This is a genomic window from Acidobacteriota bacterium (genome assembly GCA_026393675.1).
Classification (GTDB): domain Bacteria; phylum Acidobacteriota; class Vicinamibacteria; order Vicinamibacterales; family JAKQTR01; genus JBAXOX01.
This window is the reverse complement of the sequence record JAPKZQ010000008.1, coordinates 13,194-38,277: the sequence shown is the minus strand read 5'-3', so window position 1 is coordinate 38,277 and position 25,084 is coordinate 13,194. Positions and strand designations below refer to the sequence as shown.

Sequence of the window (25,084 nt, the reverse complement as noted above, 5' to 3'; positions counted from 1 at the left end):
TACGTGCTTATTCCCTGCGTCAGATATCCAGGTTCTTCACATCCAACGCGTTGTCTTCGATGAACTTACGGCGCGGCTCAACCTGATCGCCCATGAGCGTGGTGAACATCAGGTCGGCCTCCGTGTGATCTTCGGCGCGCACCTGCAGCAGCGTCCGCTTCTCGGGATCCATCGTCGTCGTCCACAACTGGTCGGGGTTCATCTCGCCAAGGCCCTTGTAGCGGTTGATGGCGACACCGCGTTTGCCGGCCGCGAAGAAGTACTCGACCAGTTCGTCGAAGTTCGCCACCTGCGCATCGGGCGTCTTTGTCTTCGCCCCGCGCGGCCGTGCGGGCCCGGCGCCTTCCGTCGCCACGCCGCCATGTTCCTGGCCGCTCGCCGTTTCGGCTGCCGCGGCATCGGATTCCGCGGCGTCCGGCTCGGGCTCTCCATTGAGCGCGACGACGGTAGCCGGCCACTTGAGATCCTTGATGTCGCGATACGTCGTGCTCAGTGACCGGAACTCGCTCGACAGAACGAATTCCGCGCCAACCACCATGCTTCGCGTGTAGGGTCCGGTCCGGTCTTCAATCTCGATGCGATGCCGGTTGTGTTCCTGGTCGAACCGGACGTTGACGGCGCGCTGGTCCGAGGCCAGATGTCCGGCGAGATCGTCCACGCGATCGCGCTCGGCAAAAAACGCGCGGTCCTTCACCTCTCGATCCAGCAGGACCTTCAACACGCCGCGTGTGAAGCCGCGGCGCTCGGTCGCCTGCGTCTGGGTGCGAAACGCGATCAGGCGCTGGAGGAGTTTCTCGAGGTCGGCGCCCGCGACGCCAGGGCCATCTTCGCCAAACCGGACGGACCGGTTTTCCACGGCGCGGCGGATGAGGAAGATGTCGAGCTCGCGATCGTCCTTGATGTAGGTCTCGGCCTTGCCCCGCTTGACCCGGTAGAGCGGTGGCTGCGCGATGAAGATGTAGCCGCGGTTGATGATCTCGGGGTACTGCCGGTAGAAGAACGTCAGCAGCAGCGTGCGGATGTGCGAGCCGTCCACGTCCGCGTCGGTCATGATGATGATGCGCTGGTACCGCAGTTTCTCGATGTCGAAATCCTCTTCGCCGATGCCGCAGCCGAGCGCCGCGATGAGCGTCCGGATTTCGTCGCTGCCCAACATCTTGTCGAAACGGGCTTTCTCGACGTTGAGGATCTTGCCCTTGAGCGGCAGGATCGCCTGGAATCGCCGATCGCGGCCCTGCTTGGCCGAGCCGCCGGCAGACTCGCCCTCGACCAGGTACAGCTCGCTCTGCGCCGGGTCCCGCTCCTGGCAGTCGGCCAGCTTTCCTGGCAGCGCGCTGTTGTCGAGCGCGCCCTTGCGGCGCACGAGGTCCCGCGCCTTGCGCGCCGCATCCCTCGCCCGGGCCGCATCCACCGCCTTGACGATGATCCGCCGCGCGACCGCCGGGTTTTCGTCGAGGTACGCGCCGAGCAGATCGTTGACGATGGCCTCGACGATACCTTTGACGTCGGTGTTGCCGAGCTTGGTCTTGGTCTGGCCTTCAAACTGCGGGTGCGGAATCTTCACGCTGATGACAGCCGTGAGTCCTTCGCGGATGTCGTCGCCGCTGATGCCCTCGCCCGCGTCCTTCGCCAGGTTGTTCTTGGCCGCGTAGAAGTTGATCGTCCGCGTGAGCGCCGCCCTGAACCCCGAGAGGTGTGTGCCGCCCTCGTGCGTGTTGATGTTGTTGGCGAAGGAGTACACCGTTTCCGAGTACGCGTCGTTCCACTGCAGGGCGATCTCGGCAATGATGCCGTCCTTGTCGCCGCGCATGTAGATGGGTTTCTCGTTGACCGCCACCTTGTTGGTGTTGAGGTGCGTGACAAACGAGACAATGCCGCCGTCGTACTTGAAATCGTGCTGCTTGTGTTCGCGCTCGTCGGCGAGCGTAATGCGGACCCCCGGATTAAGAAAGGCCAGCTCGCGCAGGCGCTGCGCCAGCGTGTCGAAGCTGAACTCCAGTGTTTCAAACACCTCGCTATCGGGCTTGAAGTGGACCTTTGTCCCGCGCCGGTCGGTCGTGCCCGTGGCCACCAGGTCGCTCTCGGGCTTCCCGCGCTCGTAGCTCTGCTGGTAGACCTGCTCGTTGCGCCAGATTTCGAGGTCGAGCGCTTCCGACAGCGCGTTGACCACCGACACGCCGACACCGTGCAGTCCACCCGACACCTTGTAGCTGTCGTTGTCGAATTTCCCGCCCGCGTGCAGCACCGTCATCACGACCTCGGCAGCCGACTTGCCGCTCTCGTGCATGTCGACTGGGATGCCGCGGCCGTTGTCGATGACCGTGATCGAGTTGTCGTCGTGGATGGTGACGTTGACTTCGTCGCAGAACCCGGCGAGCGCCTCATCGATCGAGTTGTCGACCACCTCGTACACCAGGTGGTGCAGGCCGAGTGGGCCTGTCGACCCGATGTACATCGCGGGGCGCATGCGCACCGCCTCGAGGCCTTCGAGAACCTTGATTTTGTCGGCGGAGTAATCGTCGGCTTCCGCGCCGCCCGGACCGCCATGGCCGTTTTCGTGCGACACCGCCGGCGTGGCCTCGTCGCCGCCCGCTGGAATGCCCGTTGCCGCCGGAACCGTCTCGGGAGTGGAACCCAGTTGCTGAACCGTCTCGTCGTGCGCCATCAGATCCTCATGGGCATCACGACATAGGTGTAGTCGTAGTCGGTCGTGCCGACCGGGCGCATCACGGTCTGGCTGACTTCGTCGCGGAACTCAATCGCGATGACGTCGGTTTGCACGGCGTTGAGAAAGTCGATCACGTATTGCGCGTTGAAGGAAATCTGCAGCGCGGGTCCGCCGTACTCGACGGCGAGTTGCTCGCGGGCTTCGCCCAACTCCGGGCTGTGAGAGGAGACTTCCACCCGGCCGGATTCCAGCGAGAACTTGACGGCGCGTGAGCGCTCGTTCGACAATAACGCGACGCGGCGAATCGCCGACGCGATGCGATCCCGCTCGAACTCGATGCGCTTGTCGTTGTTCTTCGGGATGACGCGCTCGTAGGCGGGAAACTGGCCGTCAATCATCCGCGATACGAGCAAGCGGCCGTCCACTTCGAAGAAAATGTGGTTCTCGCTTTTGGCAAACGAGATGTCGCCCTCCCCTTCCGCCAGCAGCCGTCCCAGTTCGAGCAGGGTTTTCTTCGGAAGAATGGTGCGCGACTCCTCGGTCTTCGTCGCGTCCCCATTGCGCGGCGCGCTGACAAGCGCGAGACGATGACCGTCCGTGGCTACCAGGAGCATGCTGTCCGCGCGCAGCACGAACAACGCGCCGTTCAGGAAGTACCGCGTGTCCTCTCCCGTGATCGCAAACTGCGTCTTCGCGACCATCTCGCGCAGTTGCGCGCGGCCGACCAACGCACTTTCGCCGGCGGCCATCTCCGGCAACGTCGGGAAATCTTCGCGCGGGAGCGTCTGCATCTTTGATTCGTAGCGATCGGCCGCCACCTTGACGGCGCCGGTCTTGTCTTCTTCGATGCGGATGTCGGTCTCGGGCAGTTCCTTGACGATCTCGTAGAACTTCTTGGCCGGAAGCGTCAGCGATCCCGCCTTCGAGACCGAGGCTGCGCATTTCGATCGGAGTCCAACCTCGAGATCTGTGGCGGCCAGGTGCAATTCGTCACCCTTGGCCTCCAACAGCACGTTGGCCAGGATGGGAATGGTGTTCTTGCGCTCGACGATGCCCTGGAACAGTTGTAGTTCTTTCAGGAGATCGGTCTTCCGGACAACGAGTTCCATGATGTCCAGTCCTTGGAGGAGCGAGTCAATTCTGCCGGGTCTTTCTGTAACCCAGAGGAGAAGATCCAGAGAACAAGAAATTATACTGAAAAAGAAGCGTGTTGAAAAGCACAGAAACAGGCGTTAAGTGATTGTCAAACAAGAACTTGAGCGGCACGATTCCTGTTGACTTTCCGTGCAGATCAAGAATCGGTTCGGCTGCACCCTGTTGAAGGTTTCGCCCGTCCACAGATGCTCCACACCATCGTGCGCCGACGGGGTGTGGAAAACGCCCGCGTGGGCGTCAATCATCAATGCATCGCCTCGATCAACCTGTTGATAACGCTGTTGAAATCCCGGTCCTTCTTCCGGAGGGTTTCGATCTTGCGAATCGAATGGATCACCGTCGAGTGGTGTTTCCCGCCGAAGCCGCGGCCGATCTCCGGCAACGACGCGGTCGTCAACGCCTTGCAGAGATACATCGCGATCTGCCGTGGCAGGGCGATCGATTTTGAGTTATTGCGCGAACGCAGCTCCACCACCTTGAGCTGGTAGTGATCCGCGACAGCCTTCTGGATCATGTCGATCGTCATCGCGCGGTCGTCGTGCCCGATGACGTTCTTCAGAACTTCCTGCGCCAGGCTGATGGAGATCTCGCGTCCCGACAACGACGCAAACGCCAGCAGCCGGATGAGCGATCCCTCGAGTTCGCGGATGTTAGATTTGATCTTTTCGGCGATGTACATGGCGACGTTGTCGGGCAACGGCACGCTCTCGGCATCCGCTTTCTTCTTGAGAATGGCAACTTTTGTTTCGAGATCCGGCGGCTGGATGTCGGCGATCAGCCCCCACTCGAAACGCGAGCGCAGGCGCTCCTCGAGCGACGTGATCTCGTTGGGCGGACAATCGCTGCTGAGCACAATCTGTTTCTGTGAATCGTAGAGCGCATTGAACGTGTGGAAGAACTCGTTCTGCGTGCCCTCACGGCCGGACAGGAACTGGATGTCGTCAACCAGCAGCACGTCGACCGACCGATAGCGCTCGCGGAAATTCAGCACGCCATCGTTCTTCACCGCGTTGATCATCTCGTTCATGAAACGCTCGGTCGAGATGTACGTCAGTTTGTAGAGCGGATTGTGCTTGAGCACATAGTGCCCAATCGCATGCATGAGGTGCGTCTTCCCGAGGCCCACCCCGCCGTAGATATAGAGCGGGTTATACGATCGCCCCGGAGCCTCCGAGACGGCGCGGCAGGCCGCTTCGGCAAATTGATTCGACTGTCCGACCACAAACGTGTCAAACAGGTACCGCGGATTGAGGCCTACCGACGGACTGCCTTCGTAGGCGACACCACTGTAAGAGGACGACGCCTCTTCCTCTTCTTCGGGAGCGATGGGCGGGGCGGCTTCGGCCGACAACGGCGCATCCGCACGCGGGTCCGTCGCAAACGTGATCGCCAGCATCGGGCGGTCGATCTCGCCTAGCGCTTCGTTGATGAGTCCTGAGTAGTGCTTGGTCAGCCAGTCGCGAAACAGCGGGTTTGGAACTCTGATCGTCACCGCATCGCCGACCAGGGACACGAACGTGGTTGGCTTGAACCAGGTATAGAAACTATGCCGGTTGATCTTCGTTTCGATGCGGGCGAGGATGTCGTCCCAGACGTTGTGGCTTTCCATGAGACGCCTCAGAACCCAGCCGGAAGCGACGTCCGGTCTGGCTTATCGGGGCTTTCGCCCCCGGGGAATCTTGCAGAAGCGGGTTTCGACCGCCAGGGACCCCAAAAAACATGTGGAAAACCCGGGCTGCGCCCACCTTTCGCCTCTGGGGTTTTCCACAACTTTTTCCACATCTGTTGAAAAGTCCCCAGCCCGGCCTATTTACAAAGGCCCGGATCGGCCGCCCTTCGGGCTTCGACTCAGGCCAAAATCAGAGCCTTCGCTGAGGGCTGGCCCTGAGCCCCACGACCCTGCTCGGGGGGCTCCACGAGCGTAGTCGAAGGGAGCTTGTCGAAGGGCCAGAGCGAGGCTCTGGAATGTACCACAGGCGGCGCCGGGGCGGGACGAATTTTCGGGGTGATTGGAAGCCAGAAAAACCCAACCCCGCCTTCCAATTGGTTGACGACCAGGGCTGCGGCCCGATAGTATAAATGGTTCTATCTTTCGCGAAAACAAGGTGCCAGCATGAAGCGCACGTTTCAGCCCAATATTCGTCATCGTAAACGCACACACGGCTTTCTCGTCCGGGTGGCCACCAAAGACGGCCAGCAGGTCCTGAAGCGCCGGCGCGCCAAGGGGCGCAAGAAGCTCACGGTTTCGTCCGAATAGTGCGGAAAACGGGTCAGCCGTGACGTCCGAGCCATTCTGTGGACATCGCGCCGAACCGCCCGTCGACACCGGTCTGTCACGGGGCGAGCGGGTGCGCCGACGCCCGGAGTTTCTGGCCGGCTACGAACGCGGGAGCCGCAGTTCGAGTCGCCTGATGACGATCTTCGTGCTGGCCAACGGCGGTACGACGGCCCGACTGGGCATCGCCGCCACGCGGAAGCTGGGCAACGCCATCCAGCGCAACCGCGCCAAACGTTTCGTTCGCGAGGCGTTCAGGCGCCACAAGCCCCACGTCGGGCTCGACATCATCGTGATCCCTAAGCGGGAGATGCTCGTGGCTGACTACCGGACCGTTGAAGCCGATTACTGCGCCATCATCATGCGGCGCCGGCATAGAATCCGTGAAGCGTAGCCTGACCGCGCGCGTTGTTCTTTACCTGATAAAGTCGTACAAGCGGCTTATTTCACCGTTGTTTAGAGGTTCGTGTCGGTTCCTTCCCTCCTGCAGCGACTACATGGCTGAGGCCGTCGAGCGCCATGGCGCCATCGTCGGAATCGGTCTCGGTCTCGCCAGGCTGGGAAAGTGTCATCCTTTTGGCGGTTCCGGCCTCGACCCCGTGCCCCACAGGCGAAGTTGTTCAGGTAGCCATTCGCGACGAGAGGCCTGATCGAATCCATGGAAAAACGCGTCCTCATTGCCGTTGTCCTGTCGTTCCTGGTGCTTTACGCCTACCAGTCGCTATTCATGCCGAAGCCGGTCGCGAAACCTCCGGCCCGCACGGCACAGTCCCAGGCTGCAACCGGCACGGGCGCTATCAGCGCGGCGGCCGCTGGCAGCCAGACCGCAACGGCCCAACCGGCCGGCGCGGCCACAGCCACTGCCCCATCGACCGTGGCCAGTCCGGCCGGCGTCCAGGCGCCTGTCGGGGCGAAGGTCGACGTGCTGATTGGTGACACCGACGCGCGAGACGTGCTCGTCGACACCGAGACGATTCGCGCGACGTTCACGAACCAAGGCGCCACGCTGAAGAACTGGAGCCTGAAGCGCTACACCGATAAGGCTGGCAAACCCCTCGATCTCGTACCTCAAGATGTCCCGCGCAACGTTCGGCCGTTCTCCATCGACACCGGGAATGCCAGCGTTGACGATCGGCTGAACAGCGCTCTGTTTCGCGTTGAAGGTGACGGACCGAGCACCGACCCGAAGACCGGCGTCGCGCTCGTCGCGTTCGAATACCGGGAAGCGAGTGGCCTCCGCGCGCGCAAGACGTTTGCGATCAATCCGAAGAACTACACCATCGAGGCAAGCCTCGGCACTACGTCCGGTGTTGAGGTCGCCAACCTCGCGCTCAAGATGGGCTACGGGCTTGGTGACGTCGGGGCGGCCGCAACAAGCCAGTATTCCAAAAAGCCAGCAGGCATCCTGTTCCGCGCGGGCAGCATCGAGCGTCACGACGCGAAAGCGATTGTGACGCAACCGACCTACGAAGGCGACGTGCGCTGGGGCGGCGTTGACGATCACTACTTCATGTCGGCGGCACTGTTCGCGGTTCCAGGCGCACGCCTCGTGTACGACACGACTTCGGTGCCGAACGCTGATGGAAAGACGACACGCGACTACGTCTCCTACACCGTGAAGCCGCCAGCGGGCTCGAATGCGACCATCAGGTTCTTCATCGGGCCGAAGCAGTTCGATCTGCTGCAGGGCATTGATCAGGAACTGGTCCGCGCGGTTGATTTCGGGTGGTTTGCGTTCATTTCCGTCCCGCTGCTGCGCATGCTCAACGGGATCAACGACTACCTGCACAACTACGGGTGGTCGATCATCGCGCTCACGTTGTTCATCAACCTCGTCATCTTCCCGCTGCGCCACAAGAGCGTGGTGTCGATGCGCAAGATGCAGGGGCTGCAGCCCGAGATCAAGGCCATTCAGGATCGCTACGGCAAGCTGAAGGCGACCGATCCCGAGAAGCAGAAGATGAACACTGAGCTGATGGAGCTCTACAAGCAGCGCGGCGTAAACCCGGCAAGCGGCTGCCTGCCCATGCTCCTGACGATGCCGGTGCTCTTCGCCTTCTACAACTTGCTGTCGCAGGCCATTGAGCTGCGCGGGGCGCCGTTCGCGTTCTGGATCAAAGACCTCTCGCTGCAGGATCCGCTCTACGTGACGCCGGTGCTGATGGGCATCACGATGGTCGTGCAGCAGAAGATGACGCCATCGACCGCGGACCCGGTGCAGCAGAAGATGTTCATGTTCATGCCGATTGTGTTCACCGGCATGTTCCTGTGGGCGCCGAGTGGCCTGGTGATCTACTGGTTCTTCAGTAACCTGCTGGCGATTCTGCAGCAGGTCATCACCAACCGGATTATCGGACCGCAGGTGGTGCACGTGGTGCGGCCGGCCGCGGAGCGGAAGCTTAAGAGGGTCGGCGGAGGCAAGACCAACGGCGTCTCGTAGGGACGCGCACGGACTTGCGCCAGCGCTGGTGGTATTTGCCGTAGGGACGCGCGCAGCCGAAGCCGTGCGGCAGAGGTGGGTGTTTCGTCACTGGAGGCCGGGTCTTCAGACCCGGCGATCTCCCGTTGGGGCGCGGCACGCCGCGCGCGAGCAGAGAATCGTCATGCCGGCGGAAGCCGGGGTCCCCGACGCGGCAACCGCGTTGGGGTGGCAGCTGGCATCCAGAGAGGCACTCTGGCTGGATTTCGGCGTTCGCCGGAATGACGGACGCTTTCGTCAGGTGATGGGTGTTGCAGCCATGTCTGATCTGAATACTCGCATTGTGGAATTCGTGACGGCGGTGACGACGGCCATGGGGTTGTCGCTGACGGCGACGATGGAAGAGACGGCGGACGGGCCGCGGGTCAATCTGAATGGCGAAGGCGGCGATTTGCTTGTGCGGCGGCGCGGCGAGGCCCTGAGTGCGCTGCAGCACATCGCGTCGAGCATCTTCCGCGACGACCTTCCCGAGGGGCAACGGCTGGCGGTTGATTGCCTGGGCTTCCAGCAGGACAAAGACGCCGAGTTGCACAAGATGGCGAAGTTTCTCGCGGAGAAGGCCGTATCGACCGGCGCGTCGCAGGAAATGGGCCCCCTCAACCCGTACGAACGCCGCATCGTCCACATGGCGATCACTGAATTGCCGAATGCGACATCCGAATCGATCGGCGACGCCTTCATGAAGACCGTGATCATCACCGCCCGTCGGTAATAATCCGTAGGGGCGGATCTCTTCGGCACGACGTAGCCGTAGGCGAAGGCGGCCGTTCCCGCTCGAATCACGCGTGGCTCCCCTGTTGGTGAATCGTCATGCCGGCGAAAGCCGGCATCCAGAGAGGTTCGGATCTTCCTCGCACGTCTGTCGGTGTAGGATCGCGTTCGACATCGTGTTCTCCCCCACCGACACCATCGTGGCCATCGCAACGCCGAGCGGGCGTGGGGGCATCGGTGTGGTGCGCATCAGCGGACCTCTCACGGCAGACGTCTCCCGCGCCATTCTCGCGACGCCGCATCCGCTCCAGCCGCGTTATGCCACACACACGTTTGTCAGGCCCTGGTCAGCGCCACTCGCCGCAACAGAAACGCCGCGTGGAGGCGTGCTCCGACCGACCAAGGATGTTGCGCAAGCTAGCGCCTCGCCGGATCTCATTGCGGCGCACAACTTCCCCGCCGTGCCGGCCGCGTCTGAAAGAGCGCCAGGTTCCGGCCCCGCGCAGAGGATAGACGAGGTCGTCGCGACGTTTTTTCCCGCGCCGCACTCGTACACGACAGAAGACGTCGTCGAAATCAGTGCGCACGGGAGTCCAGCGGTGCTGCGCGAGATTGTGCGCGCCGCGATCGGTGCGGGTGCGCGGCTGGCTGAGCGCGGCGAGTTTACGTTTCGCGCATACCTGGGCGGCCGCATCGACCTGGTGCAGGCGGAGGCGGTGGGCGATCTTGTCGATGCCGTGACGCCGTTGCAGGCGCGCGTGGCGTTCGACCAACTTGAGGGCACGCTCACGCGGTCAATCGCGGCGTTGGACGCGCCGTTGTTTGATCTGGTGGCGAAACTCGAAGCGTCGATTGATTTTCCAGACGAGGGTTACCACTTCGTCGATCCGCCCACAGTGACGGCGACGCTGCGAGATGTTGGTGGCGGAATCGATCGGTTGCTTGGCGGCGCACGTCTGGGGCGGATTATCCGGGAAGGCCGCCAGATTGCGATCGTCGGCAAGCCAAACGTGGGGAAGTCGAGCCTCTTCAATTGGCTCGTCGGTGCGGAACGCGCGATCGTGACGGACATTCCAGGGACAACGAGGGACCTGCTGCGCGAGACCGTCGATTTCGAGGGCGTGCGGTTGAGCCTTGTCGACACGGCGGGCATTCGTGACGTTCAGGACGAGATCGAGCGCGAGGGCGTGGCGAGAGCCCGCCGAGTCCACAGCGTGGCGGACCTCGTGTTCGCGATATTGGATGCATCGCGGCCGCTGGAGGCAGACGACGAAGAGGTTCTTGCGCGTACGGCGAAGGCGCCACGGTTGGTGATTGTGAACAAGGTCGACTTGCCGCGCGCATGGACCACCGTCGAACTCGTCGACGTTCCTGTTGAGATCTCTTTGAAGACGGGCGCCGGTCTCTCCACGCTGCGCGACGCGATCGGGCGCGCGCTGGAAGTCGCCGAACCGCGCGTTGAAGCGCCTCTCGTCACCAACATCCGCCACGAAGCGCTTCTGCGCGACGCGCGCGAGTCAATCGACCGCGCACTGTTGGGTCTTGAAGCGATGGGGGAGCGTCTCAACGAGGAATTGGTGCTCGCGGATCTGGCGGCCGCGCGCCGCGCGTTTGACGAAGTCGTGGGGAAGCGAACAAGCGAAGACATTCTCCGCGCGATCTTCGAGCGCTTCTGTATCGGGAAGTAGAGGCGCGATTGACAGGTGTGATTCGTCATGCCGGCGGAAGCCGGGGTCCCCGACGCGGCAACCGCGTTGGGGTGGCAGCCGGCATCCAGAGGAGCACACAGACTGGATTCCGGCGTTCGCCGGCATGACGCGGACCGAGCGGGATGCGCGATTGAATGCGCACAGCGAGACAGGTGAATCTGACAATGCGATCGAGCGTTGATGTCGTTGTGATTGGTGCGGGGCACGCGGGCGTTGAGGCCGCGTGGGCAGCCGCACAGATGGGTTGTTCGGTGGCGATCTGTACGCTGTCGCGCGACACCGTTGCCCACATGCCGTGCAATCCTGCGATTGGCGGCACGGCGAAAGGCCATTTGGTTCGAGAGGTCGATGCGCTCGGCGGGCTGATGGGGCGGGCGATCGATGCGACCGGCATACAGTTTAAGATGCTCAATCGGAGCCGGGGCGCGGCTGTGTGGTCGCCGCGGGCGCAGGCCGACAAGGCGGCGTACGCGGCGTGGATGAGGACGGCGCTCGAAGCGCACCCGAACATCAAGTGGGTGTTTGGCGTAGTTGAGAAAATCTCCGTTGAGAATGGAATGATTAGGTGTATTAACCTAGAACAAGAAGAATCCATCTCCTGCCGCGCCGTGGTCATCACGACCGGGACGTTCTTAAATGGGCTGATTCATATTGGCCAAGAGCAGAGGGCCGCCGGGCGGGCGGGCGAGCCCGCAGCCACCGCGCTGGCTGAATCCATTCGCGGATTCGGCTTTCGGATGGGACGACTCAAGACCGGCACGCCCCCGCGTCTTCACCGGCGAAGCATCGATTTCGAAAAAGGAGTCGCTCGTGGTGTGTTCCACGTGGAACACGGCGACGCCAGCCCGGTTCCACTTTCCTTCATGACAGGCCACATCGAACGGAGTCAAGTGCGCTGCCACCAGTTGTTCACGAACGACGCGGTGCACCAACTTGTCCGGGATCATGTGGGGGAGTCACCGCTCTACAACGGCCAGATCTCAGGCGTCGGTCCGCGCTATTGCCCGTCGCTGGAAGACAAAGTCCTCAAGTTTCCGCATCGAGAGCGGCACCAGATCATCCTCGAGCCTGAAGGCGTGGACGCTGACGAAATCTACGTCAATGGGTTCTCCATGAGCCTGCCTCGCGGCATCCAACAGCGGATCGTCAATGCTATGCCTGGCTTGGAAGACGCCGAGATGCTTCGGCCGGCCTACGCGGTCGAGTACGACTTCGTCCTGCCGACGGAGCTTCGATCCACGCTCGAAACAAAGCGTGTGGGCGGCCTGTACTTGGCGGGCCAAATCAACGGAACCTCAGGGTACGAGGAGGCCGCAGGGCAGGGCATAGTGGCCGGCATCAACGCGGCGCTTGCCGTCAAGGGGCGACCCGCCTTCACGCTTGGCCGTGATGAGGCTTACATCGGTATCCTGATTGACGATCTGGTGACAAAGGGCTGCCTCGAACCGTACCGGATGTTCACCTCGCGAGCCGAACACCGGTTGTTGCTCAGGGCCGATAATGCCGATCTCAGACTGACGCCGCGGGGCCGCGAGGTTGGTCTCGTCTCTGACGACCGATGGAACAGGTTCGAGGGGCGCAGAACCAGGCTCGATCGAAATCTGGCGTCGATTTCAACGGCAACAGTCCGGTGCGACAATGGCAGGCAGATGGCCGCCGACCAGCGCCTGCGCCAACACGGGATTTCGCTGGAATCGCTTTGGCGGGAAGGCGCGGTGGACCTCGACATCGATCCCGACAGCGCACACCACGACCTGGCAACGGCGGAAGCGACGGTGAAGTACGATGGATACCTGAAGCGGGAGGCGGCGGAGGTCGGAAAGAACAGGGAAGAGGAAGGTCGTGCTATCCCCGCAGGGTTCCTCTATGAGAGAATCCCGGGGTTGTCGCGAGAAGTCGTTCACCGGCTCACCGAAGTTGAGCCGCTGACGATTGGGCAGGCGGCGCGCATTCCCGGTGTCACGCCCGCCGCGGTCGCCCTTGTGGTGGTTTTTCTGAAACGGCTGCCCAATGACGCCTCGAGAATTCTCGGATCGGTTGACGAAGCGCGCGCGTCGAGCGGGCGTCACGATTGATCCATCCTTGGCCGAAGCTTTGGGCGCCTATTACCGCCTGCTCGAGTTCTGGAATCAGAAGATCAACCTGACGGCTTTCTCGCTCGTCGATGCGCCAGACGAGGCCATTGATCGCCTCCTCATCGAGCCACTGGTCGCTGCACGCCTGTTCCATGGCCCGCACGGCCACGGACACGGCCAAGCGCAACTTGGGCCGCATCCCCGGGTGCTCGACATCGGATCGGGAGGCGGCTCCCCGGCCATTCCGCTCAAGCTTGCGGCGCCCGCGATTCATTTATTGATGGTTGAATCGAAGACGCGGAAATCAGCCTTCCTCCGTGAAGCCATCCGTCACCTGGATCTCCACGATGCCGCAGTCGAAACCGCGCGCGCCGAGGATCTCCTTACCCGGCCCGAGCTGCACGAAGCACACGACGCCGTCACCGTCCGCGCCGTGCGCATCGAACAGAAGCTTCTCGCCAGGCTCCAGGCGTTCCTTAGACTTGGCGGGCGCATCATGCTCTTTCGGAGTAACGTCGCGACCGAGGCGCCCCCGCTTGTCGCACCGCCTCTCGCCTACGAGGCCACCCTCCCCCTGGTCGAATCGCTGCGCAGCCGGCTCGTAGTTCTCCGAAAAGTCCTTTAGAACATCACAGTTCCACGTGGAACATGTATGCTCTTCGTTCCGTTTTCCATCCGTTTCGTGATATTCTCCTGTGGCCGCGTATCAGATTGTACTGTTTTCTGGTGACTAGCCTAATGGGAAGAATCCTCGCTGTCGCTAACCAGAAGGGTGGCGTCGGCAAAACCACAACGGCCATCAACCTCGGCGCATCGCTTGCCCTCGCCGACCAGCGCGTCCTCCTCGTTGACGCCGACCCGCAGTGCAATCTCACCAGCGGTGTCGGCCTCAAAGGTCAGCACACAGCGGCCGGCAACATCTACGACGCGATGCTGGTAGACGAAGTCACCAATCCGGCCTCGTTTGTGCTGTCCACCAGTATCACCGGGCTCTTCGCCATTCCCGCGGATCGAAATCTCGCTGGCGCCGAAATCGAACTGGTGTCCGTCCTCGCTCGCGAATCGCGACTCCGCCGTATCGTCCAGCCGCTTCGCCAGCAATACGACTACATCCTGATCGACTGTCCGCCCTCGCTCGGCCTGTTGACGCTCAATGCGCTCGTCGCCTGCGACGCCGTGCTCATTCCGCTTCACTGCGAGTACTTCGCGCTCGAGGGCCTGGCCGATCTCGTCAGCACGCTCAAGCGCGTCCGCGCCGTGCTCAATCCCGCGCTCGACATCGAGGGAGTGGTGTTGACGATGTACGACGACCGGACGAATCTGGGACAGCAGGTCTCGCGCGATGTGCGCGAGTTCTTCAAGGAGAAGGTGTTCCACACAGTCATTCCGCGCAACGTGCGGCTCGGCGAAGCGCCCAGCCACGGCATGCCCGTGATTCTGTACGACGTCAAATCGCGCGGGGCAGAGGCGTACGTCTCGCTCGCACGCGAAATGCTGGCCCGCAACGGCCGCGCGCCCCATGCCGCGGCTGCCAGCCAATAGTCAGGAACGACGATGCCAGAGAAACGACCCGCGCTCGGTAGGGGACTCGGCGCTCTGATTGGTGAACCGCTCTCGTTGGCAGTACCGACGGCCGGCGCGCCGTTCGAAGTCGAGATCGCCCAACTCTCGCCAAACCAGTATCAGCCGCGCTCGCGCGCAGACGAGGCGGGGCTCGACGATCTGACGCGCTCGATCAAAACCAGCGGCGTCATCCAGCCCATCGTCGTCCGACGCGCAGGCGGCGCGTACCAGATCATTGCTGGTGAACGCCGGTGGCGCGCCGCGAAGCGGGCCGGCCTCATGACGGTCCCGGTTGTGGTGCGCGACGTGCCCGACGACCACGATCAGAAACTGCTCGAGTGGGCGCTCATTGAGAACATCCAGCGCGAGAACCTCAATCCCATCGAGGAGGCGAAAGCGTATCGGCGACTGGCCGACGAGTTTCATCTCAAACAGGAAGACATCGCAGCGGCTGTCGGCAAGGACCGATCCTCGGTTGCCAACTATCTGCGCCTGCTCAAACTGCCGGCCGACGTGCAGGACGACGTGTCGGCCGGACGGCTCAGCATGGGTCACGCGCGGGCGCTGCTCGCGCTCGAAACAGAGTTGGCCCAGCGCACATTCGCCCGCGACATTGTCGCGCGCAGTCTCTCGGTGCGGGAAACAGAACAGGTGGTCACGCGAGCGCTGACCACGCCTGCTGGAGACGCGAAGAAGGGCGCGGCCGTGCGCGGCGTCGACGTTCACACCCGTGCGGCGCAGGACAAGATGCGGATGGCGCTTGGCACAAACGTGGACATCATCCGCCGCGGAAAGGGCGGCGTGATTCGGATCGCGTTCAAGAACGAGGACGAACTGCAGCGCCTTTACGAGGCACTGACGGAGCGTTGAGGGCGGGCTCTGGCTGGCGCGGCGTTTTGCGAAGAACAGACCACATGAACAGGAAAGCGTGACAAGGATCGATATGGCAAAGCGTCTGACCGAGATGGTCTCCTGCTCGGGTTGAGCGAGCAAACTCGCCGCAGGCGAGCTCGCTCAGGTCCTGAGCGACATTCCCGCGCAGCAAGATGACCGCATCCTGATCGACTTCCGGACCGCGGACGACGCTGGTGTGTACAAGTGGGCTGCTGGCCCTGCGCTGGTTCAGACGGTTGATTTCTTCACGCCGATCGTCGACGACCCATACACCTACGGCCAGATTGCCGCCGCCAACGCGCTGAGCGATATCTATGCGATGGGTGGGCGCCCACTGACCGCGCTCGCGATCGCAGGATTCCCGAAGAAGGATTTTGACGCGGCCACCATCCGCGCCGTCTTTCGGGGAGGCTTCGACAAGCTTCGCGAGGCGGGCGTGGCACTACTTGGCGGCCACACGGTTCAGGATAACGAGATCAAGTTCGGCTACGCCGTCACTGGCGAAATTGATCCGTCGCGGGTGCTGTCGAATGCCGGCGCCAGACCCGGCGACAAGCTTTTTCTCACCAAGGCCATCGGCACCGGCGTCGTAGGCACCGCGATCAAGGCAGGCCGCGCAACGGAATCCGTCGTGTCGGCTGCGACCAGATCGATGGTGCAGTTGAACCGCGATGCCGCGGACACACTCCGCGCGCTGCCCGCTGGCTGGGTGCATGCCTGTACGGACATAACAGGCTTCGGCCTGATTGGGCATGCGAGCGAAGTCGCGATCGCGAGCCACGTCACGCTCAGACTCGAAGCCCGCAAGGTGCCGATTCTCACCGGGGCGTTGACGCTGGCCGCCGACAGCAAGTCCGGAGGGATGCGCAGCAACCTCGACCACTTCGAGGCGCGCGTGCGCATCGCCGACGGGCTCGACCCGAACCTCGTCCTGTTGTTGTTCGATCCGCAGACATCGGGCGGGTTGCTGATTGCCGCCGCCGCCGAACACGCCGCCGCGGTCGACAAAGCGCTTACCCGTGCCGGCGTCGTCGCGATGCGAATCGGGGAAGCGCTGCCAGAAGGCGACCGCCTGCTCAAAATCGTCTAAACCCTGAGCTGTTGGGCATCGACTGAAGACGAGACGGGGCAGGCTAATCGCCAGGACGATAGCCCTGCGCACACGCGCTGATATCGACACACCAACGCATGTGATATCATTCAGAACCATGCGACGGTCTGCCTCGAAATCGGTATCTGGGCGTTTCCTGCTGCGATTACAGGCACAGGTCCACGCGCGCCTCCGGGCCACCGCGCGAGGCCTCGGCATCTCGTTGAACGAATACTGCGCCCGCCGCTTGAGTGTGCCGGGACCCACGTTGTTGATCGACGAAGGGGCTCGGGCGGCGGTTGAGTGGTCGCTCGCGCAGTTTTCCGAGAGACTTATCGGTGTTCTCGTGTTTGGCTCGTACGCCAGAGGCAACGCGGCCGCCACGTCGGATGTCGACCTCCTCGTGGTCGTCGACAGTTCGATTCCGCTTTCGCGAGCCCTGTACCGTGAGTGGGACGCTGATCCGCCGGCGTACTTCGGAATCGGGGCACTTAGTATCGATCCGCACTTCGTCCATATTCCAGCCGATGTCCGGACCATGCCGGGCGCCTGGTGCGAAGCGGCCATCGACGGCGTCGTATTGTTCGAGCGTGATGGCGCACTGACGCGCCACCTGGCCGCGGTGCGGGGCGACATCGCGACCGGCCGCCTGGTGCGGCGCTCGGTCCATGGCCAGCCCTACTGGACGGTGGCAGCCTGATGCGAAATCGAGATCTCGCGAGCGATCACGTGCGCCGGGCGGAAGCCAGGCTGCGCGCGCTTGACGTGTTGTTCGACGCCGAGAGCTGGGCCGACGTCGTCCGCGAGTCGCAGGAAGTGGTGGAGCTCGCCCTCAAGGGTCTGCTGCGGGCGGCCGGCGTCGAGCCGCCGCGCATCCACGACGTCGCCGACGTGCTCGAGGCCGAACGTGACCGGATTCCAGAGGCGCTCCGGCCGGACATTCCACGACTGGCCGCGGTCTCGCGCGCCCTACGCCGCGATCGGGAACTGGCCTTCTACGGTGCCGAGGACCTAACGCCCTCCGATTTCTATCGGAAGGGCGATGCGACAGACGCTCGCGAGTCGGCCCGCCTGGTCGTGAAGCTCGTGCGACCGCACGTGCCGGTCAGCCAGTAGGTGCGTCGGACGGGTGAAAAAGAGGGTCTGACCCCATTACCCGCCGTTGACTCCATCGTTCACTGGACCCCAGTCCTCTTCCGAGGTCAGCGCTTGCCAATGAACCAACCTTCCGTTTGGTCACGGCCGTGCTTCCGCGATATCGCGAGACGGATCGGCTTCTCACAACGACAACAGCCCTGCGCACGAGCGTTGATATCAACGTCAGCCACTGGACCAACGCTCGCGATCCCGTGTAGAATCTAGGTTTTGGCGTAAGGCGTACGTGTGCCGTACGCGGAGGCGAAGGCGTGCTTCCGGACTTGTCCGTCCTCTGGGTCATCGCAGCCATCCTGGTGTTGGCGGTCATTCTCGACCGTTGGCTGTTCAAGCCCGTTTTGCGCGTGATTCGTGAGCGCGAGACGGCTGTCCAGTCGGCGATGCAGATGGCGGAAGACGCAACCGCAAAAGCGAAAGCCGCGAGCGCCGAATTTGACGCCAAGATGGGCGTGGCACGGGCCGATCTCTACAAGCAGTTGGACGAGCGCCGCAAGGCCGGCGATGCCTACCGCACCGAGTTGATAGCGAAAACGCGGGGCGAGGTTGATAAGACGCTCGCCGACGCGCGCACACAGCTCGACGCACAGGTGGCCCAGGCCAGGACCACGCTCGAACGGGACGCGGACCAGCTTGGACGCGAAATCGCAGACAAGGTGCTTGGGCGCACGAACTGAATCCTGAGCCCGCCTGTGTTGCGATCGAGGACGGCCCAAGACGACGGCGATCGACCAGCGCGCAGCGTTGAGGCGGCGCCCAACACGACTTGGGTCGAAGGGTAAGATCGGGTTCGGATTACCGGCCCGCCGTGAGGATATCGGGGCAGACCACATGCGCGTGCCGGTTCGACACTCCTGGACCATCGCCATTCTCGTCTCCGCGTTGGTGATTACGGTCGCCGGCGCGGCCGTCACGCTGGCCCAGCCTGTGCACGCGACCACGACCCAGCCGACCGCGTACGCGACCCAGCCACCGCCCGCAGGAGGCGCGGCAGGCGAGCATCAAACAGCCGCAGTCAGCGAACACAAACCCACCGCGGTCGCAGGCGCGGAAGCAGGGCATCAGGCAGCCGCAACCGGCGAACACAAGACAGCGGCAGCAGGCCCCGAAAACGAGGCAGCCGCAGCCGAACACGGCAATCCGATGGTTGCCACGATCGCCAGGCTGTTCAATTTCGCGCTGCTGGCCGGCACCCTCTTTTATCTGCTTCGCTCGCCGCTCGCCGTCTATCTGACGAACCGTTCCACGCAGATCCGCGAGCGTCTCGTCAAAGCCAGCGACATGCGCACAGGAGCCGCCGCCGAGCAGGCAGCCATCGCACAGAAGATGCAGTCGCTGCCAGCCGAGCTTGAGGCACTACGCAAGGCCGGCGCCGAAGAAGTCGTCGCCGAGGAAGCGCGCATCCGGCAGGCCGCCCAGTCTGAGCGCGAGCGGCTGCTCGAAGTGACGCGGCGCGAAATCGGCACCCAGCTCAAACTCGCCGAACGCGAACTGACGAAGCAGGCCGCCGATCTGGCCGTGGCCGTCGCATCAGAACGAGTGAGGACCACGATCACTGATGCGGATCAAATCCGCCTCGTGGATAGATACTTGGTGCAGGTCGGGAAGTAGGCGATGACAGCACGAACCAGCGCAGCACGATACGCCCGGGCATTACTCGATGTCGCCCTTGCGGAAGCCGATCCGCAGGTGGTTGAACAGCAGCTCGCCGCGGTGGCCGATCTGTTCCGCGGTCACGCCGACCTGTGGAAAGTGATGACCAATCCCGCCGTGCCCACCACGCAGAAGCAGGGCATCGTCTCCGCGATGCTGCCGAAGCTCGAGCTGACTCCGGTGCTCAACAAGTTGCTGACGATGATGGCCGGCCGCGACCGCATCGCGCTGCTTCCGGATTTGATCGAGGCGTACCGCAGCCGGTTGATGGATCATCAGAAGGTTGTTCGGGCGCAGGTCACCTCCGCCGTAGCATTGCCGCCGGATCGCGTTCAGAAACTGGAAGCCAGTCTGGGCGCGCTCACGGGCCGAAAGGTGCTGATGACGACGGCCACCGACCCCACCGTGCTGGGCGGCGTCGTCACGCGCATCGGCAGCACGGTGTACGACGGAAGCGTGAAGCGGCAACTCGAGAAGATGCGGGAGCGAATTGGACGTTCCGCGTAACCCTAGACACGAGCTTATGAACATCAAGGCCGAAGAGATCACCAAAGTCATCCGCGACCAGATTGGCAGCCAGGCCATCGATATCGACGTGTCCGAAGTCGGCAGCGTGGTCGTTGTGGGCGATGGCATCGCGCGCGTCCATGGCGTCGAGAACACGATGGCCGGCGAGATGCTCGAGTTCCCGCATGGCGTGTTCGGGATCGCGCTGAACCTCGAGGAAGACAGCGTTGGCACCGTGCTACTCGGCGAGTACCACACCATCAAGGAAGGCGACCCGGTCAAGCGGACCGGCCGCATCATCTCCGTGCCCGTGGGCGAGGAGTTGGTGGGGCGCGTCGTGAACTCGCTCGGCCAGCCGGTCGACGGCAAGGGTCCCATTGCGACGCAGCAGTTCTCGCCCATCGAGCGCATCGCGCCAGGCGTTGTCGCCCGTCAGCCCGTGCGCGAGCCGCTGCAGACCGGCCTCAAGGCCATCGATTCGATGGTGCCGATTGGTCGCGGTCAGCGCGAGTTGATCATCGGCGACCGCCAGACCGGCAAGACGGCGATTGCCGTCGACACGATCATCAACCAGAAGGGCCAGGACGTCATCTGCATCTACAACGCGATCGGCCAGAAGCAGTCGACGATCGCGCAGGTGGTCAAGACACTCGAGGCTGCCGGGGCGATGGAGTACAGCATTGTCGTGGCCGCTGCCGCGTCGGAGCCGGCCGCGATGCTCTACATCAGCCCGTACTCGGCCTGCTCGATGGGCGAGTACTTCCGCGACAACGGCAACCACGCGCTCTGCATCTACGACGACCTCTCGAAGCACGCGCAGGCGTACCGCGAGATCTCGCTGCTGCTGCGCCGTCCGCCGGGCCGCGAGGCGTACCCGGGCGACGTCTTCTACCTGCATTCACGGCTGCTCGAACGCGCGGCCAAAATGAACAAGGAGCAGGGCGGTGGCTCGTTGACCGCGCTGCCGATCATCGAAACGCAGGCGGGCGACTTGTCGGCGTACATTCCGACCAACGTCATCTCCATCACCGACGGCCAGATCTTCCTGGAGACCGACCTGTTCCACCAGGGCGTCCGGCCGGCAATCAACGTCGGCAATTCGGTGTCGCGCGTTGGCGGGTCGGCCCAGGTGAAAGCCATGCGCCAGGTTGCCGGCACGTTACGCCTCGACATGGCCCAGTATCGCGAGTTGGCGGCATTCGCGCAGTTTGGCAGCGACCTCGACAAGGCGACGCAGGCGCAGTTAAACCGCGGCAAAAGACTCGTCGAAATTCTCAAGCAGCCGCAGTATGAGCCGCTGGCGATCGAGAAGCAGGTGCTGCTGATCTTCGCGGGCACCAACGGGTATCTCGATCCCGTGCCGGTTGAGAACATCGGCGAGTACGAGCAGGAACTCTACCGCTTCTTCGACTCGCGCAAGCCGGCGATTCTGCGGGCGATTGCCGAGAAGAAGCAGTTGGCCGATGCGCTGAAGGCCGAGATGGGCGCGGCGCTCAAGGAGTTCGGCGAGACGTTTGCGGCAGGGAAGAAGAGCGCGGTTGCGTAGATGGTTGAGCAAAGATGCCATCGTTAATTGACCTCCGTCGCCGGATCCGCGCCGTCAAGTCGACGCAGCAGATCACCAAGGCGATGAAAATGATCGCCGCCTCGCGACTGCGCAAGTCGCAGGATCGCATCCTGAACGCGCGGCCGTTCTCCAACGAGATGCTGCGCGTGCTGCGCGGTCTGGCGGCGCGCACCGACCCGTCGGCGCACCCGTTGCTCGCCGTGCGCGAAGAGAAGTCGGCGCTCATCATCATCGTCACGGCCGACAAGGGTCTCTGCGGCAGCTTCAATACGAACATCATGAAGGCCGCCGGACACGTTCTGCTTGGCGATCCATCGCGCGCGGTGACGCTGGGGTTGGTGGGCCGCAAGGGCCGCGACTTCTTCCGTCGCCGTGGCTACGACGTGAGATACGAACGGGTAAGCCTGTTCCAGCGTCTTAACTTCGAGGATGCGCGCGAAATCGCGGACCTGGCGGCCGCGCAGTTCGTCGAGGAGAAGGTGGACGCGGTCTACCTGGTCTACAACGAGTTCAAGTCGGTCCTCCAGCAGCGCGTAGTGACGGAGCAGTTGCTGCCCATCCCACGCGAGCGCCTGGATGACGAGGCGCCGGCCGCGCGGGTGGATTATCTGTACGAGCCCAACGAGAAAGCGCTGCTCGAACAACTGTTGCCCGCGTACGTGCGGACGCACGTATGGCGCGTGCTGCTCGAATCGGGCGCGGCCGAGAATGCGGCGCGGATGACGGCGATGGACGCGGCCACGAAGAACGCGACAGAGATGATGGACGACCTGACGCTCTATATGAACAAGGTCAGGCAGGCGGCCATTACGCGGGAGATCATCGAGGTGGTGTCGGGCGCGCAGGCGTTATAAGGATGACGAACCGTATGAGTACAGTCGCAACCCAACGTGAAGGCCGCATCGTCCAAATAATCGGGCCGGTCGTCGATGTCGAGTTCCCGGGAGGCGATCTGCCCCCCATCTATAACGCGCTGCACATCCTGGCCGAAGTCGAAGGTCGGAAGTTCGACATCATCGTCGAGGTCGAGCAGCACCTGGGCGAGGGGCGCGTGAGAACCGTCGCCATGAAGCCGACCGACGGCCTGCAGCGCGGCATGAAGGTCGTGGATACGGGCGCCCCCATCACCATGCCCGTCGGCCCCCAGACGCTCGGTCGCGTGCTGAACGTGCTCGGCGAGCCGGTCGATTTTCCAGACCAGCCGGTGCTCTCGGCCGAACGCTGGCCAATTCACCGATCGGCGCCAACGCTCGAAGAGCAGTCGACCGAATTGCAGATGTTCGAGACGGGCATCAAGGTCGTCGACCTGCTCGAGCCATATTTGCGCGGTGGGAAAATCGGGTTGTTTGGCGGCGCGGGCGTCGGCAAGACCGTCATCATCATGGAACTCATCCACAACATTGCCATGCAGCACGGTGGTGTGTCGGTCTTCGCGGGCGTCGGCGAACGGACGCGCGAAGGAAACGACCTGTGGATCGAGATGCAGGAAGGCGGCGTCATCAAAGCTGGCGTGCCCGAAGAATCGCGCGCGGCGCTGGTCTACGGCCAGATGACCGAACCGCCGGGCGCGCGTCTCCGCGTCGCTCTGTCGGCGCTGACGGTGGCAGAGTACTTCCGCGACGCCGAAGGCAAGGACGTGCTCCTCTTCATCGACAATATCTTCCGCTTCACGCAAGCCGGATCGGAAGTGTCCGCGCTGCTCGGCCGCATGCCGTCCGCCGTCGGCTACCAGCCCACACTCGCCACCGAAATGGGCGAACTGCAGGAGCGAATCACTTCGACGAAGAAGGGATCGATCACGTCAGTGCAGGCGATTTACGTGCCGGCCGACGACTACACGGATCCTGCGCCGGCGACGACGTTCGCGCACCTCGATGCGACGACAAATCTCTCGCGCGCGATTGTCGAATTGGGCATCTACCCGGCGGTCGATCCGCTCGCGTCGACCTCGCGCATCCTCGATCCCCACGTCATTGGATGGGAACACTACAACGTGGCGCGCCAGGTGAAGCAGGTGTTGCAGCGGTACAAGGACCTGCAGGACATCATTGCGATTCTCGGTATCGACGAACTCTCGGAAGACGACAAGCTCATCGTGGGCCGCGCGCGCAAGATCCAGCGGTTCCTGTCGCAGCCGTTCCACGTCGCCGAGCAGTTCACCGGCCTCACGGGTAAGTACGTGCCGGTGAAGGAGACGATCAGGGGCTTCAAGGAGATCGTCGACGGCAAGCACGACGCGCTGCCGGAACAGGCGTTCTACCTGGTTGGCACCATCGAGGAGGCCGTCGCGAAGGCCGAGCAGATGAAGACGTCATAATGTCGTTACCCTCGCATTTGACGCTCGAGATCGTGACGCCCGACCGCGCCATTGCCCACGAGGAGGTGGACGAGGTGCAGTTGCCGGGCACGGAAGGCTATCTCGGCATTCTCCCGGGCCACACACCGCTGCTGACGGGTCTGCGCGTCGGTCAGATGTGGTACCGGAAGGGCACCGAGAAGCACTACCTGTCGATTGCCTTCGGGTTCGCCGAGGTGTTGCCCGACCGCGTCAGGTTGCTGGCCCAGTTCGCGGAGCGCGCCGAGGAGATCGACTTGCGGCGAGCCGAAGAGGCGAAGCGCCGGGCCGAAGACAAAATCCAGGCGGCGCGAACAGGGGCATCGGATATCGACATGGAGCGTGCCCGCGTCGCATTGATAAAGGCGATCAGCCGACTTCAGGTGGCGACAAAGGCACGAACCAGGTTCTGATGCACATTCTGTCCGCTGCCTCGACCGATCCCGGTCTTCGTCGCGAATCAAACGAAGACAGCTTCAGCCTCCGTCCAACGCTTGGCCTCTTTGTCGTCGCCGACGGCATGGGTGGCCATGCCGCGGGCGAGGTGGCGTCGCACATCGCGGTTGACGCGATTGAGGCGTATGTCGAACACACCGCGGGGCAGTGCGATCAGGCCACGTGGCCGTTCGGCTACAACCCGGCTCTTGGCATCGACGGCAACCGGCTGTCGTCGGCGTTCAGACTCGCCAACAGGCAGATCCAGCAACGGACAACAGATGACGCCGCGCTGCGCGGGATGGCGACCACGGCCGTTGCCCTGCTGGTCGCGCAACCACCAGCGGCGTCCGGCGAGGCCCAGATCCTGCCGGCACTCGTGGCGCATGTGGGAGATAGTCGTGCGTACGTATGGCGCGAGGGTCGGCTTGAACAGATCACGCGCGATCATTCCTGGGTCGAGGAGCAGATCGCGACGGGAGCGATGACAGACGAGGACGCGCGGCGGCATCCGTGGCGCAACCTGGTGACGCGCGCGCTGGCTGGCGCCGAGGATCCAGATGTCGAGATCACGCCGATCGCGTTGGAGCCAGGAGATCGAATCCTGCTCTGCAGCGACGGCCTCTCGACGCCCGTGCCCGATTCGGCGATCGCCGCCATCATGGCGCGCACACCGCACGGCGACCCGGGCCCGCTGTGTTCGACGCTTATCGAGGCAGCCAACGCCGCCGGCGGCCCCGACAACATTACGGTCGTGATTGTGGATGTGACGGCACCGTAGGGGCGGGCCCCCGTGCCCGTCCAGAGATCGTAGAG

The 25,084-nt window shown here is 63.2% G+C and carries 24 protein-coding genes; 21 read left to right on the top strand and 3 right to left on the bottom strand.

The window, feature by feature from the left end; all coding sequences use genetic code 11:
* Positions 1-19: 19 nt before the first annotated feature.
* From gyrB to dnaA, 3 genes are all read right to left on the bottom strand, one after another.
* A complete protein-coding gene (gene gyrB, locus NT151_03460) occupies positions 20-2,665 on the bottom strand; it encodes a DNA topoisomerase (ATP-hydrolyzing) subunit B (protein ID MCX6537985.1) in 2,646 nt (881 codons plus the stop codon).
* On the bottom strand, positions 2,665-3,777 hold the full coding sequence (gene dnaN, locus NT151_03455) for a DNA polymerase III subunit beta (protein ID MCX6537984.1): 1,113 nt from the start codon (positions 3,775-3,777) through the stop codon (positions 2,665-2,667). Before dnaN ends, gyrB begins: the two co-directional genes overlap by 1 nt.
* Positions 3,778-4,067: 290 nt before the next feature.
* Positions 4,068-5,432, bottom strand: a complete 1,365-nt coding sequence (dnaA, locus tag NT151_03450) for a chromosomal replication initiator protein DnaA (GenBank protein ID MCX6537983.1) — start codon at positions 5,430-5,432, stop codon at positions 4,068-4,070.
* 504 nt (positions 5,433-5,936) lie between these two features.
* Between dnaA and rpmH the strand changes: the two genes are divergently transcribed.
* From rpmH to NT151_03345, 21 genes are all read left to right on the top strand, one after another.
* Complete coding sequence (gene rpmH / locus NT151_03445) at positions 5,937-6,080, top strand: 50S ribosomal protein L34 (GenBank protein MCX6537982.1); 144 nt, start codon at positions 5,937-5,939, stop codon at positions 6,078-6,080.
* A 19-nt stretch (positions 6,081-6,099) separates the two neighbouring features.
* On the top strand, positions 6,100-6,492 hold the full coding sequence (gene rnpA / locus NT151_03440; protein ID MCX6537981.1) for a ribonuclease P protein component: 393 nt from the start codon (positions 6,100-6,102) through the stop codon (positions 6,490-6,492).
* On the top strand, positions 6,482-6,748 hold the full coding sequence (gene yidD, locus NT151_03435) for a membrane protein insertion efficiency factor YidD (protein MCX6537980.1): 267 nt from the start codon (positions 6,482-6,484) through the stop codon (positions 6,746-6,748). The genes rnpA and yidD overlap by 11 nt, the downstream gene beginning before the upstream one ends.
* Before the next feature lie 8 nt (positions 6,749-6,756).
* Positions 6,757-8,538 (top strand): membrane protein insertase YidC, encoded by a 1,782-nt coding sequence (gene yidC, locus NT151_03430; protein MCX6537979.1) that lies wholly within the window; start codon positions 6,757-6,759, stop codon positions 8,536-8,538.
* A 298-nt stretch (positions 8,539-8,836) separates the two neighbouring features.
* Positions 8,837-9,289, top strand: a complete 453-nt coding sequence (locus NT151_03425) for a hypothetical protein (GenBank protein MCX6537978.1) — start codon at positions 8,837-8,839, stop codon at positions 9,287-9,289.
* A gap of 175 nt (positions 9,290-9,464) precedes the next feature.
* A complete protein-coding gene (gene mnmE / locus NT151_03420) occupies positions 9,465-10,976 on the top strand; it encodes a tRNA uridine-5-carboxymethylaminomethyl(34) synthesis GTPase MnmE (GenBank protein ID MCX6537977.1) in 1,512 nt (503 codons plus the stop codon).
* A 155-nt stretch (positions 10,977-11,131) separates the two neighbouring features.
* Positions 11,132-13,072: a tRNA uridine-5-carboxymethylaminomethyl(34) synthesis enzyme MnmG gene (mnmG, locus tag NT151_03415; protein ID MCX6537976.1), complete on the top strand. Its 1,941-nt coding sequence runs from the start codon at positions 11,132-11,134 to the stop codon at positions 13,070-13,072.
* A 7-nt stretch (positions 13,073-13,079) separates the two neighbouring features.
* Positions 13,080-13,697, top strand: a complete 618-nt coding sequence (locus tag NT151_03410) for a class I SAM-dependent methyltransferase (GenBank protein ID MCX6537975.1) — start codon at positions 13,080-13,082, stop codon at positions 13,695-13,697.
* Between the two features lie 113 nt (positions 13,698-13,810).
* Positions 13,811-14,614: a ParA family protein gene (locus NT151_03405; GenBank protein MCX6537974.1), complete on the top strand. Its 804-nt coding sequence runs from the start codon at positions 13,811-13,813 to the stop codon at positions 14,612-14,614.
* A gap of 12 nt (positions 14,615-14,626) precedes the next feature.
* A complete protein-coding gene (locus NT151_03400) occupies positions 14,627-15,505 on the top strand; it encodes a ParB/RepB/Spo0J family partition protein (protein ID MCX6537973.1) in 879 nt (292 codons plus the stop codon).
* Between the two features lie 73 nt (positions 15,506-15,578).
* A complete protein-coding gene (selD, locus tag NT151_03395) occupies positions 15,579-16,619 on the top strand; it encodes a selenide, water dikinase SelD (protein MCX6537972.1) in 1,041 nt (346 codons plus the stop codon).
* A gap of 118 nt (positions 16,620-16,737) precedes the next feature.
* Complete coding sequence (locus tag NT151_03390) at positions 16,738-17,319, top strand: toxin-antitoxin system HicB family antitoxin (protein ID MCX6537971.1); 582 nt, start codon at positions 16,738-16,740, stop codon at positions 17,317-17,319.
* Positions 17,319-17,735, top strand: coding sequence for a HEPN domain-containing protein (locus tag NT151_03385; GenBank protein ID MCX6537970.1), 417 nt, complete (start codon positions 17,319-17,321; stop codon positions 17,733-17,735). Before NT151_03390 ends, NT151_03385 begins: the two co-directional genes overlap by 1 nt.
* A gap of 290 nt (positions 17,736-18,025) precedes the next feature.
* A complete protein-coding gene (locus NT151_03380; protein MCX6537969.1) occupies positions 18,026-18,448 on the top strand; it encodes an ATP synthase F0 subunit B in 423 nt (140 codons plus the stop codon).
* A gap of 154 nt (positions 18,449-18,602) precedes the next feature.
* A complete protein-coding gene (locus NT151_03375; protein MCX6537968.1) occupies positions 18,603-19,382 on the top strand; it encodes a hypothetical protein in 780 nt (259 codons plus the stop codon).
* A 3-nt stretch (positions 19,383-19,385) separates the two neighbouring features.
* Positions 19,386-19,931: an ATP synthase F1 subunit delta gene (atpH, locus tag NT151_03370; protein ID MCX6537967.1), complete on the top strand. Its 546-nt coding sequence runs from the start codon at positions 19,386-19,388 to the stop codon at positions 19,929-19,931.
* Positions 19,932-19,947: 16 nt separating this feature from the next.
* Positions 19,948-21,477, top strand: coding sequence for a F0F1 ATP synthase subunit alpha (gene atpA, locus NT151_03365; GenBank protein MCX6537966.1), 1,530 nt, complete (start codon positions 19,948-19,950; stop codon positions 21,475-21,477).
* 14 nt (positions 21,478-21,491) lie between these two features.
* Complete coding sequence (gene atpG, locus NT151_03360; protein ID MCX6537965.1) at positions 21,492-22,352, top strand: ATP synthase F1 subunit gamma; 861 nt, start codon at positions 21,492-21,494, stop codon at positions 22,350-22,352.
* A gap of 14 nt (positions 22,353-22,366) precedes the next feature.
* Entirely contained in the window at positions 22,367-23,815 is a 1,449-nt protein-coding gene (gene atpD, locus NT151_03355) for a F0F1 ATP synthase subunit beta (protein ID MCX6537964.1), read from the top strand.
* Positions 23,815-24,246 (top strand): F0F1 ATP synthase subunit epsilon, encoded by a 432-nt coding sequence (locus NT151_03350; protein ID MCX6537963.1) that lies wholly within the window; start codon positions 23,815-23,817, stop codon positions 24,244-24,246. Before atpD ends, NT151_03350 begins: the two co-directional genes overlap by 1 nt.
* Positions 24,246-25,049, top strand: coding sequence for a protein phosphatase 2C domain-containing protein (locus NT151_03345; protein ID MCX6537962.1), 804 nt, complete (start codon positions 24,246-24,248; stop codon positions 25,047-25,049). Before NT151_03350 ends, NT151_03345 begins: the two co-directional genes overlap by 1 nt.
* Positions 25,050-25,084 lie beyond the last annotated feature (35 nt).

Coding starts and splice junctions, on each gene's coding strand:
- NT151_03385 (MCX6537970.1), top strand. CDS start 17,319: ATGCGAAATCGAGATCTCGCGAGCGATCACGTGCGCCGGGCGGAAGCC.
- NT151_03405 (MCX6537974.1), top strand. CDS start 13,811: ATGGGAAGAATCCTCGCTGTCGCTAACCAGAAGGGTGGCGTCGGCAAA.
- NT151_03375 (MCX6537968.1), top strand. CDS start 18,603: ATGCGCGTGCCGGTTCGACACTCCTGGACCATCGCCATTCTCGTCTCC.
- atpH (MCX6537967.1), top strand. CDS start 19,386: ATGACAGCACGAACCAGCGCAGCACGATACGCCCGGGCATTACTCGAT.
- atpA (MCX6537966.1), top strand. CDS start 19,948: ATGAACATCAAGGCCGAAGAGATCACCAAAGTCATCCGCGACCAGATT.
- atpG (MCX6537965.1), top strand. CDS start 21,492: ATGCCATCGTTAATTGACCTCCGTCGCCGGATCCGCGCCGTCAAGTCG.
- yidC (MCX6537979.1), top strand. CDS start 6,757: ATGGAAAAACGCGTCCTCATTGCCGTTGTCCTGTCGTTCCTGGTGCTT.
- NT151_03350 (MCX6537963.1), top strand. CDS start 23,815: ATGTCGTTACCCTCGCATTTGACGCTCGAGATCGTGACGCCCGACCGC.
- rpmH (MCX6537982.1), top strand. CDS start 5,937: ATGAAGCGCACGTTTCAGCCCAATATTCGTCATCGTAAACGCACACAC.
- NT151_03345 (MCX6537962.1), top strand. CDS start 24,246: ATGCACATTCTGTCCGCTGCCTCGACCGATCCCGGTCTTCGTCGCGAA.
- mnmG (MCX6537976.1), top strand. CDS start 11,132: ATGCGCACAGCGAGACAGGTGAATCTGACAATGCGATCGAGCGTTGAT.
- atpD (MCX6537964.1), top strand. CDS start 22,367: ATGAGTACAGTCGCAACCCAACGTGAAGGCCGCATCGTCCAAATAATC.
- NT151_03400 (MCX6537973.1), top strand. CDS start 14,627: ATGCCAGAGAAACGACCCGCGCTCGGTAGGGGACTCGGCGCTCTGATT.
- dnaN (MCX6537984.1), bottom strand. CDS start 3,777: ATGGAACTCGTTGTCCGGAAGACCGATCTCCTGAAAGAACTACAACTG.
- dnaA (MCX6537983.1), bottom strand. CDS start 5,432: ATGGAAAGCCACAACGTCTGGGACGACATCCTCGCCCGCATCGAAACG.
- gyrB (MCX6537985.1), bottom strand. CDS start 2,665: ATGGCGCACGACGAGACGGTTCAGCAACTGGGTTCCACTCCCGAGACG.
- NT151_03390 (MCX6537971.1), top strand. CDS start 16,738: ATGCGACGGTCTGCCTCGAAATCGGTATCTGGGCGTTTCCTGCTGCGA.
- NT151_03425 (MCX6537978.1), top strand. CDS start 8,837: ATGTCTGATCTGAATACTCGCATTGTGGAATTCGTGACGGCGGTGACG.